Here is a 15,812-nt window from a genome sequence, read left to right as displayed (position 1 = left end):
GCGTAGCCCAATAAGCGTTCCAATCAGTCCGGCGGGGTCTGGACGATCCCCTCGACGGGATCGCCGGCCGGGCCCTGGCGGTTCTTCTCCGGACTGTCCGACTGCGGATCGTCAGACGGTCGGGTTTCTTCCGGCCGAGCGGTGTCGTTTTCGGTCGGGAGTCGATCAGGGGAGTTGGCGTCGGTCATGGGGTTCTCCTTAGGCGGAAATCAACCCGACCGCCGACTGACCGTTCCTCAGCTTTGCCTGCCGCGCCGGCGCGCGTCTAGGACTTGGGAGCCGCCACATACGAGGCAATCCAACTCGCAGAGGGGCCAAGCGGTGATCGTCCCGATCTCGCGATAGCGTTGCGAATAACGATCCACTTCCTCCAGCGGCCTCAATATTGTCGGGCGTCGCGTCCCTCACTCTCGAGACCTCTCATTCGCCTCTTGACCCCAGCCCGACTGCTCCCAAATCGACCGCCCGAAGGACGAGGGGGCCTTCGTCGATAAGAGGGAGAACCATGCAGAAGGTCATCGTTGAGCCCGTTGAAGGAGGTTGGACGGTGAACGTCGAGGACGTCGACAACCCGATGATGTTTGCGAGTGGAAGAGCTGCGGAGGACGCAGCCCGCAACCTGGCGATGAAGCTGGCGGCTGGTGGCGCTGATGTTGAACTGGAGTTGCGACTTCGCGGAGGCGAACGGGCGGCCAGGTTCGTCGTCCTGGCGCCGGTGGAGCATGAGGAGGGACCTCTGATACTCAACACCAGCCGGGAAGCGGCCATGGCCTGATCGAGGGCGGTGGCGGGGCCTGCTATCCGGCCCTCCACGCCCAAGGCTTCTGGAAATTGCCGGACCACGTTCCCTGGCGGTTCCGTTGAGCGTCAGCTTCGAACACCGCATGGGCGCTGTGGCGTCTGAAGTTCCAGACGCGAAGAAGCCCCGGCGACAGGGGCGTCGGCGCCGGGGCTTCCCTTGATGGGGACGTTGGAGACGTTCCGAATGTCGAACGGAGCCGTCTCCGCGTGGTTCCATGTCGGACTTGCGACTCAGGAACCCCGCTCGCCGAACGGCGCTGACTCCTCTAGAAACAGGGAGGTCGCGCGATGCCGATGCGAAAGACACCCCTGCGAGAGACGCAGGGCGTGGAGCTGATCCAGGTCGAGGACATCTCGACCGACGGGACGAAGGTGCGATCAACGCGCTACCGATTGACCACACTCCGACCAGACCAGCCTCGTGTGATTGCCGACGAGCGCGAGGCGCTGGATGCTTTCGATCTGGAAGTCATAGCCTCCAGCGCTGATCCGGGGGTACAGAAGTTGATCGACGCGGAGCGGCGCTAGGATGGCCGGACCTATCACACTCGCCGCCGTGTTCGCCATTGCGATGGCTCTCGGCGTGACCCTTTTCCTGATCATCGGAAGTAGTGGCCGCAGCAACTGAGGCCGACATCCCCGTCACCGAGCGCTGCGAGCAGGTGACGGAGAGGAGCGCAGCCCTGGAGGTGTTCGGCGAAACGAACCCTGACCTTCGGCCGGCGGCTCCAACCAAGGTTACCCGGGTCAGGTTCCGCCCAGCCCCTGAACGAAAAAAAGCCCCCGCCCGCTTTCCGGCGAGGGCGGAAGTTCTGAGATAGGGAATCGGGGGTCTCAGCAGGCGTAGTCCTGAGCCTGCTGGTAACACCAGCCGTAGTCGCCCCAGATGACGTAGCAGCGGGCGAGGTGCTGAACCTGGCACTCGGTCAGGTCCACAACCCGTTTGGTCGTCGGGATCTGGGCCGGCGTGATCGTTGCGGAACCCGCGCTGGTGGCCGAGGTCGTGGCCAGTGCGATGGCCAGGAAAGCAGCTTTCAGTTTCATGGTGTCCTCCCGTTATTGGAGCGTTCAGTAATCTACGGTTGCCGTGTCATGGCAACCCCAATTAGTCTCGGGCGCCGAACCGGGGGACGACATGGCGCATCAGATCCGCGAAAACCAGCGTCGTGCGCGCTGCGCTGGGCGAGCTGTGGGAGGCGCGTTTCCACACGCTACTCTCTCCATCCCTGACCAACCGGGACGCCTGGCTGACCCTCAGTGAATGTGGCGTGACACAGGAAAATCTTCAGGCCGCTATCCGGCGCGCATTCAAGCCGCCGCCCACCGAAGCCTAACAGCCCCAGAGAAGGAGGCCGCCCCGGCGAACCGGGGCAGCTTCGAACGCCTCATGGAGAAGGGTATTGGAGCCTCGCTCGTTCATCAGCCGGGCCATAATGTCCCGCGCCCCCAGCGTTTCGTGCTCGTTCGCCTGGACGCCCGGCGCCGTGGCGCCCAGCTCGCGGATTTTGCGCCTGATGACGGGGCTGTGTCTCAGGCCGGCGACCGCCCGCGCGCCGGGCTGGGCGCGCGCGCGGTTCAGCCATGCCGGGGCGGGAATGACGGTCTCCAAAATAGTTAACGTGAAGCGTGCGTCCGAGCGGTTTCCGTTGTAAGATCTGTGCACGCTCGGCATTTCCATCGGCTGGCCGGCCGTCGGCGGCGTCGCACCGGACCTTCATTGGACGAGGTGCGACGCCGCTTTCATTTCAGGCGGTCATGGCTAGAATGATCGCGCGCGCATCGTGCGCAGCGGCCCGGCGCCACCATCCCGCCCCCCGCGGCGCGCGCCGGGCCGCGAGCGATGGACGAACCGCGGTCACCTGTGGCAACCAGGGGTATGCAAGGACGCCGCCCGGACTGGTTCGAACTGATGCTGATCACCCTTCTGATCGGCGCCTTGGGGCTTATGGCTGTTCTGACCCTCATGCAGGGGCTCGACTGATAAGTCCCGGCGTTAGATGCGTGAACACCGGCATCCCGGCCAGCACCACGATTGCGCCCCGCTGATCGCCGGCTGCCCTGACGTCGGCGCTTCGGCTCGTCGCGCGGCGTCAGGTCGCCACCTGCCGCAAGCGGAACGGCCATGGCCGCGAACTTCGGATCCATTCTGACGGAATAACGTCGCCCGTCTTACGAACTTCACAGGTCGGCGGCGATGATAAGTCGTGGGTGTATCAGGGAAATCACAGTTTCCCGTAGCGTCGTTTGGCGTTAGGTTGCACGCCACTTTCGATCACCTTCGGGCTGATCGACGCCGTTTGGGGGCGGGCTCGAGGGGGGCCGGCGGACGGTGGGATGGACGACCATGGCTTTCGATCTGATGACGCGATCCGGCGGGGTTGCAGGGCGCGAACACTCGTTCACGGCAGGGGCCAGCCGCGTCGCCTCACAGGCGATGCTCCTTTTCGCCCTGCTTTTCATCGCCCTGTTCGCCGCGGGTCCGGCCGCCGCGCAAAGCCAGGTGACTGTCAACGGCGCCCGCTCCGGCGTCGGCTGGAACGACCAGAACTACTATCCTAACGCCGGCGTGCTGTACGGCGAAACGCCCTCGAACGGCACGGGCTATGAACTGGCCTATTTCACTTTCGCGGTGCCGGCCAACCGGGTCTTCGACTCGGCCGAGCTGAGCTACAACTACTGGCAATACAGCGGCGCCGCTCACACCATCACCTTCGTCTTGCTGAATGGAACGCCGTCAACGGACGGCGGCGGCCAGGCCACGGTGCGCAACGCCACCGCCATCGCCACCCGGACCTCGACCGCCGGGAGCGACATCACGCTCGGGTCCAATGTTCTCAACCGCATCAACAGCCTTTCGGCGGCAGGGGGCGGAACCCTGGTGATCGGCGCCTGGGCGCCCCAGGGCGTGGATTATTTCGGCGAGTTCACGTCGGCGACGCTGAACGGCGTCGCGCCGGTTCCACCAACCATCACGAGCCTGAACCCCAGCGCCGGACCGACGACCGGAACCACCGCAAGCCTCCAGGGCACGAATTTCGAGAACCCGACCCTGACAGTTGACGGCGTCTCCGTGACGCCGAACACGACGACGACCACGGCCATCACTTTCAACCTGCCAGCGCACGCGGCCGGCCCGGTGCCCGTGACTGTCACCACCATCGGCGGGACGGCGACCGCCACCTTCACCTACGTCAACCCGCCCACCGTAACCGCGATTGCGCCCCAGGCCGGGCCCACGGCCGGCGGGACCAGCGTCGTCATCACCGGCACGGGCTTCAGCGGCCTGAGCGGGGCCTCCGCTGTCCGGTTCGGATCGGCCAATGCAACCCAGTACACGGTCAACAGCGCGACCCAGATCACGGCCGTTGCGCCTGCGAACGCGCCCGGAGTCTATGATGTCCGGGTCACCACGCCGGGCGGAACCAGCGCGATCTCCGCCGCGGACAAGTTCACCTATGTCGCGGCGCCCACCGTCACTGCGATCTCGCCCAACGCCGGCCCGACCGCCGGCGGCACGTCGGTGACCATCACCGGCGCCGGCTTCTCGGGGGCGCCGGCCGCCGGCGCGGTCCGGTTCGGGGCCGCGAGCGCGACCTACACCGTCAACAGCGACACCCAGATCACGGCCACCTCGCCGGCCAACTCAGCGGGGGTCTACGACATCACCGTCACGACGCCGGGCGGAACGAGCGCCACCTCGACGGCGGATCGCTTCACCTATGTGGCGGCGCCGACTGTGACCTCGGTTTCGCCCAACGCCGGTTCGCCGACCGGCGGCCAGAGCGTGACCATCACCGGGACCGGGTTCTCGGCGGCGAACGCCACCGGGGCGGTCAGCTTCGGCGGGACAGCGGCCACCTACACGATCAACAGCAACACCCAGATCACGGCCACATCGCCGGCGAGGACCGCCGGGACCATCAACATCCAGGTCGCGACACCGGGAGGGACGAGCGCTGCAAGCGCCGCCAACCAGTTCACCTACGCCGCGTCGCCGGTGGCGACCTCGCAGACTTACGGGTCGATCATCGCCTACAATGAGGGATCGAACCTGACGACAGGGATCGATCTCAGCTTCTATCTGTCTGGTGGCGGTGCGCCGACCAGCTATGCGGTGGGTTCGGCGACGACGGCGCAGGGGGGCTCGGTCACCGTCAACAGCGCGGGCCAGGCCACCTACACGCCTCCCGTCGGCTACCGGAGCGCCAACGACAGCTTCACCTGGACCGCGAGTAACCAGGGCGGGACCTCCAGCACGGCGACGTTAACCGTCACGATCGGCAATCCGACCCTGGCCGTCACCCTGCCGTCGGTGACCGCCACGGTCGGAACCGCCTATAACAGCGGCGCTACGGCGCTGGAGTTTTCGGGCGGGCGAGCCACCTATTCAGTGACCGGCATCAGCGGCCTCCCCAACGGAATGACCTTCAACGCCGGGACCCGCGTCCTGTCGGGGACGCCGACCGTTGCCGGGACCTACACCCTGAATTTCACGACTACCGACAGTTCGTTGGGGGCCGGTCCCTTCACGGCGACAGTCTCGGCTGTCCTGACCATCAGCGCCCCTCCGGCGCCGGTGGCGTCTTCCTCGACCATCGGGACGCTCGCCTATAACAGCGGCGGCGCAGCGCCGACCGTTTTCAGCGTGGCCGGCCAAGCCAGCAACAGCCCCACGAACTACGCAGTGACCTCCGCACAGACGGTTCGCGGCGGCTCGGTCAGCATCAGCAATGCCGGTCTGGTGACCTATACGGCCCCCGTCGGCGTGCGCGGCAATGACAGCTTCGGCTGGACCGCGAGCAACGCCGGCGGCACGTCCAATACGGCGACGGTCACGATCCCGCTCGGCGATCCGACCTTCTCCGGCGCACTGCCGGCCGCGAGCGGGACGGTAGGGACGCCCTACAACGGCGGCGGCGCCGCCGTGACCGTGACCGGCGGCGTCGGCCCCTATTCCGGCTTCTCGGCCAGCGGCCTTCCGGCCGGCCTGACGATGAGCAGCTCGGGCGTCATCTCCGGCACGCCGACGACAGCCGTAAACGCCACCGTCATCGTCACGCTGACCGACAGTTCGACCGGAACAGGCGCTTTCACGAGTTCGTTCTCGGCGCCCCTATCGATCACGGCGCCCAGCATCAGCCTTTCACCGGCTGCCGGGTCCCTCCCGGGGGCGCAGGCGGGCGTCGCCTACGCCCAGTCGCTGACCGCCGCCGGCGGGATTTCCCCGTACACCTACGGCGTGACCGCCGGCGCGCTGCCACTAGGCCTGACGCTGCAGAACGGCGCCATCGCCGGGACCCCCACGGGCAGCGGAACCTTCAACTTCACCGTCACCGCGACCGACAGCAGCGGCAACGCCTATTCGGGCAGCGCCGCCTACAGCCTGACGGTTGGCGCGCCGACCATCGTCGTCAGCCCGACCGCCTTGCCCGGGGCCACGGTGAACGTCTTCTTCAGCCAGACCCTGACCGCTTCGGGCGGCACCGCCGGATACAGCTTCGCCCTTGACGGCGGCGCGCTTCCCGACGGCGTGACGCTCTCGGCCGCCGGAGTCCTGTCGGGGACGCCGACTGAGGCGGGCGCCTTCCCGATCACCATCCGCGCCACCGACGCCACGACCGGCGGGACCTACTCCGGCACGCGTTCGCTGGTCCTTACGGTAGGCCAAGGCGCCCAGACGATCACCTTCGACGTCCTGGGGACCGCCTCGCTGTCGGCGTCTCCCCTGACCCTGGCGGCGACCGCGACCTCCGGTTTGGCGGTGACGTTCACCTCAGAGACCGGCGCCGTGTGCACCGTGGCCGGAAGCAGCCTGACCCTGGTGCAGACGGGGACCTGCACCATTCGCGCGGAGCAGGCGGGCAATACGGCTTGGAGCGCCGCGACGCCGGCGTCTCGCAGCTTCACTGTCACCCCCGCCCATCTGGCCCTCGGTGCGGCTCCCGCATCGGGCCAGCAGGTCGGAGCCGACTACAGCCAGGCGAACACCGCGACGGGCGGCGTGGCGCCTTACGCCTATGCCCTGAACGCCGGCGCCCTGCCGCCCGGGGTCAGCCTGGACGCCGCGACCGGCCTGGTGTCCGGCACACCGACCGTGGCGGGTGCGTTCAGCTACCAGCTGCGCGTCACCGACGCCCAGGCGGTCCCGGTCACGGCCATCGGCCCGATCATTTCGGTGATGATCGCTAGGGGCGTCCAGACAGTGAGCTTCACCTCCGCGGCCCCGGCTCCCGCGACCGTTCCCGGCCCCGACTACACGGCGACCGCGAGCGCGACCTCGGGCCTGACGGTCGAGATCCGTCTGGCCCCCTCCAGCACGGGCTGTGTCTTGACCGGGTCCACGGTGCACTTCACCGGCGCCGGCTCCTGCATTCTCAACGCCGACCAGGCGGGGGATTCTAACTGGAACCCCGCCCCCCAAGCGCAGCAGAGCTTCGTTGTGAACCTGAGCCCGCCAGTCGTCGCCGACGTCTCGGGGATTTTCGTGTCCTACAACAGCGGCGGTTCCCGGATCGACCTGTCGAACGCCATCAGCGGCGGTGCGCACACCAGCGTGTCGATCACGTCGGGACCCGCCCATGGCGCGCTCTCCGTTAGCGGGGATGTGGTCACCTACACGCCGACAGCCGGCTATTTCGGTCCGGACAGCTTCAGCTTCGCCGCGACGGGGCCCGGCGGGACCTCGTCCCCGGCGACGGTCAGCCTTACGGTGGCGGCGCCGCCTCCGCCGGTGGTGACCCCGCCGACGGACCCGGTCGTGGTGACACCGCCCGCGGGCGGCGGCGTCCAGCCGGTGACGGTGGATCTCAGCGCCCTGTCCTCGGGCGTCTTCGATGACGTCCGCGTGGGCGCAGATGGCCAGAACGGCTCTGCAACGATCAGCGGCGACGGCTCCGCCGGCGCGCCCTGGACCCTGACCTATACACCGGCGGCCGACTTCATGGGGACGGACACCGTCTCGGTAATCGCCTCCGGCCCCGGCGGGGAGTCGGCTCCGGCTGTCTTCACCTTCCAGGTGGCGGGCAAGGCGCCCGACCTGACGGCCTCGACCGCTTCCAACGCCTCGGTGACGATCTCGCCGACGTCGGGCCTGGTCGGCGGACCGTTCAATGCGGTGCGGATCACCCGCGCGCCGGACTTCGGGACGGCGACCGTCAACGGGCTGGACATCGTCTTCACGCCCGGCGTCGCCAATGGCGGGGCGACCTCGCTGGACTATGTCATCGACCTGCCATTCGGCAGTTCGGCGACGGGCCGGATCGACCTGGTGTCGAACCTGGTCCCCGGCGCCCAGGCCCTGACGGCGGAGACCCTGCAGGGCGTGCCGGTGACGGTTCGCATCAGCGACACGATCGGCGGGCCCTTCAGCGGCGCGGCCGTGGTCTCGATTGATCCGGCCGATGCCGGTACGGCGACCATCGCCGGATCAGGCGCCGCCTGGGATCTGACCTTCACCCCGGACGGCGCCTTCAGCGGCGAGGCGACGGTGACCTTCAGCCTGACCAACTCGACCGGCACGACCGACGGAACCCTGACCATCGCGGTTGAGGCCCGGCCGGATCCGTCCCAGAGCGCTGAGGTGCGGGGCGTGGCGACCGCCCAAGTCACCTCGGCCCGACGCTTCGCCGACGCCCAGCTCAACAATTTCCAGCGTCGTCTGCAGGCGCTGCACGACGGGACCAACGACTCGTCGAACGGCCTGAGCCTGAATGTGGGCTTCGGCGGTCAGTCCGATCTGGACAATGACCCGCGGACGGCCCTGCGCCGTCAGCTGGGGGTGCGCGATGAGGTCGATCCGGGCGCCCGCGACGATCGTTCGCGAGAGATGCTGGGGCTCGATCTCTGGGCCGGCCGCAACGCCGGACCGCAGGCCTCGACCTCCGGCGGGGACCGTCTCGGCGCCGCGCCGTTGGTCGGCGGCGCCGGCCGCGAGGGCGGCTCGAGCGTCGGCTTCTGGACCGCCGGTTCGGTGGACTGGGGCCGCCAAGACGCCCAAGGCCAGCGCGACTATCGCTTCACCACGCAAGGAGTGACGGCGGGCCTGGACGTGCGGGTCGGCGACAGCCTGATCCTCGGCGGCGGCCTCGGCTACGGCGAGGACAAGACGAAGATCGGCGACAACGGATCGGTCTCCGAAGGCTCGGCCCTGACCGGGGCCCTGTACGCCAGCTGGCGTCCGGCCGAGGCCTTCTATGTGGACGGGGTGATCGGTTACGCCGACCTGGACTTCGACGCCCGGCGCTGGGCGGAGGGTCTGGGCGGCCAGCCGGACGGCTATGCGATGTCCGAACGCTCGGGCGACGTCCGCTTCGCTTCGGCGGCCTTCGGGCGGCTGCTGCGCGGCGGCGGAATGACGGCGGACCTCTACGCCCGCGTGGACGCCCGTGAGATCAGCCTGAACGGTTTCACCGAGACCGGCGTCGGCCGTGCCGCCCTGGTCTGGGATGCGGTCGACCAGAGCAGTCTGTCGGCCAATCTCGGAGCCGCCTGGCGCTGGACGGTGGAGACGCGTCGCTTCGGCCGGATCACGCCCAGCGCACGTCTGGAGTGGTCGCACGAGCTGGAGGATGTCGGGGCGCAGGGCGTTCGCTACGCCGACTGGGCCGCCAGCCCGACCTATCTGGTCCCGCTGGACGCCTGGTCGCGCAACGCGATCAACCTCGACCTGGGGGCCGAATGGTCGCTGAGCGACCGGATGATGCTCAACCTCGGTTATCGGGCCAACCTCGGCGACGCGAGCACCAGCCAAGGCGCGAACATCCGCCTGAAGTACGGCTGGTAGGGACCGGACAGGAGCCGCGGCGATCCCCGCGGCTCCGATCAGTTCGGACATGAAACGCCGCGCGGTCCCTGCGGATCGCGCGGCGTTTCTGTCTGGCGAACGCACGTGTCGCGTGCCTCGCGCTGCCGCGGAATCGACCAGACGGCTCACCGCCTCAGCGGGCTGGTAGGCCTGTTTCGTCAGCCCTTCGCCAACAGCGACCACAATCCGAGACCGAACCGCGACCTCGACGCGCACTGCCGGCCCGCAAACGTCAGGACGCTCTAGTGAACCGACTGAGTCTCGGCAGCCGCTGCGCGCGCGGCCTGGGTCTCCCGCCGGGGCGGTGAGCCAAACATGCGGGCGTATTCGCGACTAAACTGGGAGACACTCTCGTAGCCGACGGAGTGGGCGGCGGTACCGGCTTTCTCCCCGTCCGTCAGCATCCGGCGGCGCGCTTCCAAGAGCCGCAGGTGCTTTTGATACTGAAGCGGCGCCATTGACGTCATGGCCTTGAAATGCTGGTGGAAGGCCGACGGACTCATCCCCGCCGCCCCCGCCAGTTGGGCCACGCTGAGCGGCGTCTCGAAGTGATCGCGCATTTGATGGATCGCGCGAACGATCTTCTGGGAAGGCCCATCCGGCAGCACCATTCGGGCGATGTTCCGGCCGGCCGGTCCGGTCAGCAGCCAGTAGGCGATCTCTTTCATGACGCCCGGATAGAGGATTTCGACAGCGTCCGGCTGATCCGCGATCTCAAGCAGTCGGATCAGGGACCATGTGATCCGGTCATCGAGATCAGTGACTGTCATGCCAAAGTCAGAGATTCCACGCGCAGGCACGTTCTCGAGGCGAGACGCGACGTCGAACAGAATGTCCGGATCCAGATTCAGCACGCACCCCGCGAACGGTCGTTCGGGCGACGCCCGGACGATCTGGCTGAGCACCGGCGCCTCGATCGTCACGACCAGGCACTGCATCTCGCCATAGGTCACTGCGGTGTCGCCGACGAGCATTTCCTTGGCCCCCTGGGCGACAACGCAGAGAGACGGGCGATACCCCATGTGGCGGGGCGGCACCCCCGTGTGCGTTCTCAGAACGCGAAAGCCCGGGACCGGGGTCTCGTACGCACCGTCGACGATCTCCCGGTCATCCAGAAGGGTGCAGATGGCGGTCGTCAGGGCATTCGACATGGTTGCAGATCCTTATCGGACGATGGAGGCAAGTTAGTCAGGCCCCTCCAGGGCGCCAACCGAGGCTGGAGGATCAGGCAAAAAACTTGAGAGTTCCGACATTCGCAAGATGACGCGGAGACGACAGGCTTTGGGCGTTCGAAGCCCACATCGATGAAAGCCTACGCCATGACGCGATGGACGACCCGTGACATTACCCCCCAAGCCGGCCGAACCGCGATCGTGACCGGCGCCGGCGGACTCGGCTTTGAGGACGCGCTGGAGCTGGCGCGGGCCGGGGCCGACGTGATCCTGGCCAGCCGAAATCCGGACAAGGGCGCAGCCAGCGTCGACCGCATCCGGCGAGAGGTCTCGTCGGCGCAGGTTCGCTTCGAGGTCCTGGACCTGGCCGACCTGACGTCGATTGAGAACTTCGCGTCGCGCCTGACGAACCAGATCTCCCGACTGGACATTTTGATCAACAACGCGGGCGTGATGCGGCCGGTCCGCCGCATGGAGACCGCCGACGGCTTCGAGCTGCAACTCGGCACAAACTACCTTGGGCATTTCGCACTTACCGGGCGGCTCTTGCCGCTGCTGCGAGCGGCGGGCAGCTCGCGCGTCGTCACGCTCTCCAGCGTTGCGGCTCGTCGCGGAGCGATTGACTTCGACGACCTTCAGGCAAGCCGCAAGGCCTATGATCCAATGGCGATCTACAGTCAGTCCAAGCTGGCCTGCCTGATGTTCGCGCTCGAACTCCAGCGACGCAGCGAGACGAACGGATGGGGTTTAAGCAGCTTGGCCGCCCACCCCGGCCTGTCGAGCACCGAACTGCTTGATAACGCGCCCGGCGCAGGCCGCCGCGTTCCGATGATCTATCGCGTTGTACGCGCGGTGATGATGCAGCCGCCGTCGCAGGGCGCCCTGCCGACCTTGTACGCAGCGACCGATCCAGGCGCGAGGCCGGGCGGCTACTACGGGCCGGATGGACTGGCCGAGACACGCGGTCATCCCAGCTCGGCGCGTTGTCCCGCTGCGGCCCTCGACACCGCCGCCGCGGCGAGATTGTGGACTGCGTCCGAAAACCTCACCGGCGTGACCTTCCAATGACGACGGCAAGCCGAGAGTTCGTGCACGGTCCGCGCGCTTGGGCCCTACTAGCCGCGCTAACCCTGGTCAGCATCTTCAGCCAGATTGATCGGATCCTGCCCTATATTCTGGCCGAATCCATCCGTACGGACTTGGGTCTGAGCGACACCGAGCTTGGCCTGATTACCGGTTTGGCGTTCGCGGTCTGCTACACCCTGTTCTCCCTGCCGTTGGCGCGGGCGGCGGATCGTGGATCACCGCGGCTCGTTCTTCTGGCCTGTTTGCTCGTCTGGAGCCTGATGACGGGACTCGGCGGTCTCGCCAGCGGCTTCGTCGTGCTGGCCTTGACCCGGCTGGGCGTCGCCGTGGGGGAAGCCGGCGGAACTCCGTCAGCCCATGCCCTGATCGCCCGCCGGATCGCACCGGAGAAGCGCGGGGTCGCCATCGGTCTGTTCGCCATGGGCATTCCGTTGGGCACCATGATCGGCTTCATTGGCGGCGGGCTCATCGATGAGGCCTTCGGCTGGCGCGCCGCCTTCCTCGGCGCCGGCGCGCTCGGCCTGACAGTGGCTCTGATCGCCTGGTTTGCGGCCGGTTCGACGCCGCCGCTCCGGCCCCGGCCGGAGCAGGTTGAACCGTTCTCCCGCTCCGCGATGCGCCTCCTGACAGTTCCGGCCTTCCGCTGGTTGATGGTCGCGGCGCTGGCCGTCGGATTCGCCACTGCGCCCTTCTATACCTTCACCGCTCCTTTCCTGATCCGCACGCACGGGTTTACGACCGCTCAGGTCGGCCTGTCATTCGGCCTGCTTCAGGGTCTGACCGGCGTCATCGGCGCCTTGGCCGGGGGACGCATGTTTGATCGCGCCATGCGGCGCAATACGCGTCATCCTCTCCTCGCGCCGGCAATCCTGCTCGTCGTGGGGGCGGCATCCACGACAGGAGCCCTGTTCGCGCCAACGGGGTGGATGGCGATAACCCTGTCCGTCCCGGCCATGCTGGGCTTCGCCTTCCTCCTGCCTTGGGTGTTTGGCGCGGGGCACCGGATCGCCGGTCCGGGAAAGGAAGCCTTGGCGTCGAGCCTCGGGCTGATCGCATCGGGCCTGTTAGGCCCCGCCCTCGCACCGGTAATGGTCGGACTCGTTAGCGACGGTGCAGCCGAGGCTGGCCTCGCTAACGGCTTGGGACTGGCGCTGCTCATCGGACCTGCATTTTCAGTCCTGACAGCGCTCGCGCTGACGGCCGCAGGCAACCGTATGAGATCCAGTTCTGCCTGACCCATCCGCTGGCAGTCGAGCGGGAGTGGTCCAGAGGTTTCCAATAAGCGCCAGCGCCAGAGTGTCGCGGGCGAGAGGCCCCGCGAACCACGCAATCGGGACACTCGAAGTCGGTTTGAGGCTTGGGCTCAGGTCGACCGGGCGTCCGCTGGGCGGGTGTCCAGGCAACCGGGATTGAAGCGCTCCGAACCGTCCCAGCTGCAGGCGCCGTCGATGCAGTCAATCAAGTTGCTGGAGAAGCGCTCCGAGCCATGATCATAGAGCTCGAACCACCCGCCATCGTCCCAGACGGCAGTGGGCATCGCGTGCGCCCTGGCATGACGGGCAACAAAGAGGGCGTACCACAGGCGCACATTGTTGCAGGTCATTGTGGGGAGGATGCTGTTCCAGCCCACGCCCCATTCCCCGATGAAGACCGGCATGCCGCCGCCAGGGCCATCCGCCCAGGCCGCCATGGTCCGCATCGGGCCGTCCATATCCTCTTCGGTCCAGGGATCGGCGTAGTCGCCCTGATTGTCTCCGTTGAAAGCCCACGGATTGTAGTGGTGAAAGGTCGCCATCAGATACTCGTCCGCGCCGCCGCCCACGACGTCGAGCGTCGGCCAGGCCGCCGCCATTTCGGCGGCGCCGAACCATTGGTTCCCCCCGATGATGAGGATGCGCTGCGGATCGCGGGCGCGGATCCGCGCATAGGCTTCGCCGGTCATCGCGCGCAGCGTCTCGGGCGCCATCGGCTCATGGTTGGACAGATGGGGTTCGTTGAGGATCTCATACATAAGCCGCCCGTCCCGGTCGCGGAACTGCGTGGCGATATCAGACCAGAGGGTGGCGAGGGCGCCGGCGTCGCCACGATCCTTGAGCCCGCGTTCATGGTGAGCGTTGAGCACCACATACAAACCCGCCTTCGACAGGGCATAGTCGATCACGGCCGCCAGTTCGGTGAAGCGCGGCGCCTCCGAATCCAGCAGGCCTGACTGGGGATCGGCAAGGGTGCTTCCGCTGACCGGTTCCGTCCAGGTCACCGGGATCCGCACCACGCGAAAGCCTCGGGCGTAATAGGCATCGATCTTACCCCGGGCGGCGGCAAGCGTCGGCGGGTGCTGGTCGTTGTCGAACATCTGACCGAGATTGAAACCGTGACCCATGGCGTCGCTCGCTTCACGCGCCGTGGGGCGTTCCGCAGGCATGGCCCTGGTCAGCGGCAGGACCTTGTCCGCGGCGACGGGCGGCGCTGCGGCGGCAACGGTTGATGGTTCAACGGTCGCCGACAGCAGCCCCGCGAGGACGGCGGCGGCGAGGCGCGGGGAATAGAAAAATGGCATGGCAGCTCTCCAGCGGATCCAGGTCTATGCCAGCAGGCGGAATCAGAGGCGGCGCGTCCTGCCACGAAAGCATCAGCGCACCTTGCGCACGCCCAGAACCATCAAGCCGCCGGCGATCGCGATGACCGCCAGTAGTGTCATCAATCGGGGCCAATCCGCGCGGTCGGGCCCGAGAGCCGCGAGCGCCAGAGCGGGGGCGAGGATGGCCGGCAAGGTGTTGGTGAGATTCATGATGCCGAGGTCACGGGCCGAATCGCGACGGGACGGCAACACCTGGGCGACAAGGGCTGCGTCGACCGTCGTGTAGAGACCAAAACCGACGCCGTAGACGACGTAGCCGATGAGGGGGCCGGGCCAGCCGGGCGAGACGGCGAAAACGATCAGGCCGGTCGCCATCAGAAGTGCGGCCAGCACGATGAACCCCTTGCGGTGGTTCAGGCGGTCCGACGCGAGACCGCCAAGAAAGCCGGACAGCACCGTGAAGAGGGTCGATAAGGCGATCAGCCGCGCCAGTCCGCTCTCGACCGAAGCGCCGGGGAAATGCTCCGCGTACCGGGCGTGGTCAGCGAGGTAGAAAAGCATATAGGCGTTCACAACGCTGGCGGCGATCTGCAGGCAGAACCGGGAGCTCCAGGTAAAGCCAAAATCCCGGGAGAGGCGATCACGTGGGAGCGCGTGACCGTCTTCGGACGGCGGCGGCGTCGTATCCCGCAGGCACAGCAGCAGGGGCAGAAGGCAGGCCGTGACCAGCAGGCCCAACACGAACAGCCGCAGTGCGCCTTCAGGCAGGGCAGGGGCGGTGACCAGCACGCCGCTGGCGGCGCCCACGGGGGCGCCCAGACCGAGAAAGGCGGCGACGCCACCTTTCTGCCGGTCAGGCGCCTGGTCCGCCAGGATGGCGGTGAGCGGGGCGAACAGCATGTTGAACGCCAGCTGGAACAGCATCACACCCGCGATCAGCCGCCCGGGCGTCGGCGCCGTCGCGATGACGCCGTAGGCGAGAAGCACCCCGACCAGGCCTGCCAGGATCCAGGGACGGCGCCGGCCCAGCGGATTGCGAGTCCGATCGCTCGCCCAGCCCACGGCGACATTGGCGACGCTGGCGATCACCGCGCCCCAGAGGGTGACCAGGCTCAGGAGGCCGACTTTGTCAGTCGGCGCGAGCGCTTCGGCCCGAAGGGGCACCAGCAGGGTGAGCAAGGGAACAAAGGCGACGAAGGCGCCGATATAGGCCAGCGTCAACATCAGGACGAAGCCTGCGCCAACGGGCGTTTGCGGACTGTCCGCCCGGTGTTCGACTGCCCTCATGGCGGCGAGAGTGGCGAAAACGGCATTCGGGCGCGAGCGGAATCTTGCGCCGGGGCGCACGTCCGCCGCATATCGGCGGAACGGC

General features: G+C 67.5%; 11 protein-coding genes. 5 read left to right on the top strand and 6 right to left on the bottom strand.

What is annotated here, in order from left to right; all coding sequences use genetic code 11:
- Window positions 1–23: 23 nt before the first annotated feature.
- Window positions 24–188 carry a hypothetical protein gene (locus ACFQQC_RS11795; protein WP_376862588.1) on the bottom strand — a complete coding sequence of 55 codons (165 nt, stop codon included), beginning with the start codon at window positions 186–188 and terminating at the stop codon, window positions 24–26.
- A 317-nt stretch (window positions 189–505) separates the two neighbouring features.
- Between ACFQQC_RS11795 and ACFQQC_RS11790 the strand changes: the two genes are divergently transcribed.
- Together ACFQQC_RS11790 and ACFQQC_RS11785 are read left to right on the top strand one after the other, a co-directional pair.
- On the top strand, window positions 506–775 hold the full coding sequence (locus tag ACFQQC_RS11790; RefSeq protein WP_376862587.1) for a hypothetical protein: 270 nt from the start codon (window positions 506–508) through the stop codon (window positions 773–775).
- Between the two features lie 353 nt (window positions 776–1,128).
- Window positions 1,129–1,329 carry a hypothetical protein gene (locus ACFQQC_RS11785; RefSeq protein ID WP_376862586.1) on the top strand — a complete coding sequence of 67 codons (201 nt, stop codon included), beginning with the start codon at window positions 1,129–1,131 and terminating at the stop codon, window positions 1,327–1,329.
- 306 nt (window positions 1,330–1,635) lie between these two features.
- Here ACFQQC_RS11785 and ACFQQC_RS11780 read toward each other — a convergent pair whose 3' ends face one another.
- Together ACFQQC_RS11780 and ACFQQC_RS11775 are read right to left on the bottom strand one after the other, a co-directional pair.
- The gene (locus ACFQQC_RS11780) at window positions 1,636–1,845 is read right to left on the bottom strand and encodes a hypothetical protein (protein ID WP_376862585.1); all 210 of its coding nucleotides are present in this window, start codon (window positions 1,843–1,845) and stop codon (window positions 1,636–1,638) included.
- 286 nt (window positions 1,846–2,131) lie between these two features.
- Window positions 2,132–2,464 carry a hypothetical protein gene (locus ACFQQC_RS11775; RefSeq protein WP_376862584.1) on the bottom strand — a complete coding sequence of 111 codons (333 nt, stop codon included), beginning with the start codon at window positions 2,462–2,464 and terminating at the stop codon, window positions 2,132–2,134.
- A 681-nt stretch (window positions 2,465–3,145) separates the two neighbouring features.
- On the opposite strand from ACFQQC_RS11775, the gene ACFQQC_RS11770 reads away from it, so the two are divergent.
- Entirely contained in the window at window positions 3,146–9,583 is a 6,438-nt protein-coding gene (locus tag ACFQQC_RS11770) for an IPT/TIG domain-containing protein (RefSeq protein ID WP_376862583.1), read from the top strand.
- 263 nt (window positions 9,584–9,846) lie between these two features.
- Here the strand turns inward: ACFQQC_RS11770 and ACFQQC_RS11765 are convergent, their stop codons facing one another.
- Window positions 9,847–10,755: an AraC family transcriptional regulator N-terminal domain-containing protein gene (locus tag ACFQQC_RS11765; RefSeq protein WP_376862582.1), complete on the bottom strand. Its 909-nt coding sequence runs from the start codon at window positions 10,753–10,755 to the stop codon at window positions 9,847–9,849.
- Window positions 10,756–10,908: 153 nt separating this feature from the next.
- Here ACFQQC_RS11765 and ACFQQC_RS11760 point away from each other — a divergent pair, with 153 nt between their 5' ends.
- Together ACFQQC_RS11760 and ACFQQC_RS11755 are read left to right on the top strand one after the other, a co-directional pair.
- Complete coding sequence (locus tag ACFQQC_RS11760; protein WP_376862581.1) at window positions 10,909–11,844, top strand: oxidoreductase; 936 nt, start codon at window positions 10,909–10,911, stop codon at window positions 11,842–11,844.
- Complete coding sequence (locus tag ACFQQC_RS11755) at window positions 11,841–13,097, top strand: MFS transporter (RefSeq protein ID WP_376862580.1); 1,257 nt, start codon at window positions 11,841–11,843, stop codon at window positions 13,095–13,097. Before ACFQQC_RS11760 ends, ACFQQC_RS11755 begins: the two co-directional genes overlap by 4 nt.
- Window positions 13,098–13,225: 128 nt before the next feature.
- On the opposite strand, the gene ACFQQC_RS11750 is transcribed toward ACFQQC_RS11755, so the two are convergent.
- Both ACFQQC_RS11750 and ACFQQC_RS11745 read right to left on the bottom strand, forming a co-directional pair.
- Window positions 13,226–14,419 (bottom strand): glycoside hydrolase family 5 protein, encoded by a 1,194-nt coding sequence (locus ACFQQC_RS11750; RefSeq protein WP_376862579.1) that lies wholly within the window; start codon window positions 14,417–14,419, stop codon window positions 13,226–13,228.
- A 72-nt stretch (window positions 14,420–14,491) separates the two neighbouring features.
- Window positions 14,492–15,664 (bottom strand): MFS transporter, encoded by a 1,173-nt coding sequence (locus ACFQQC_RS11745; RefSeq protein WP_376862578.1) that lies wholly within the window; start codon window positions 15,662–15,664, stop codon window positions 14,492–14,494.
- Between the last annotated feature and the right edge of the window lie 148 nt (window positions 15,665–15,812).

It is taken from the genome of Brevundimonas sp. GCM10030266, from assembly GCF_042666595.1.
Classification (GTDB): domain Bacteria; phylum Pseudomonadota; class Alphaproteobacteria; order Caulobacterales; family Caulobacteraceae; genus Brevundimonas.
Note: the sequence above shows the minus strand (reverse complement) of the source record. Positions and strands in the feature narration are given on the sequence as shown.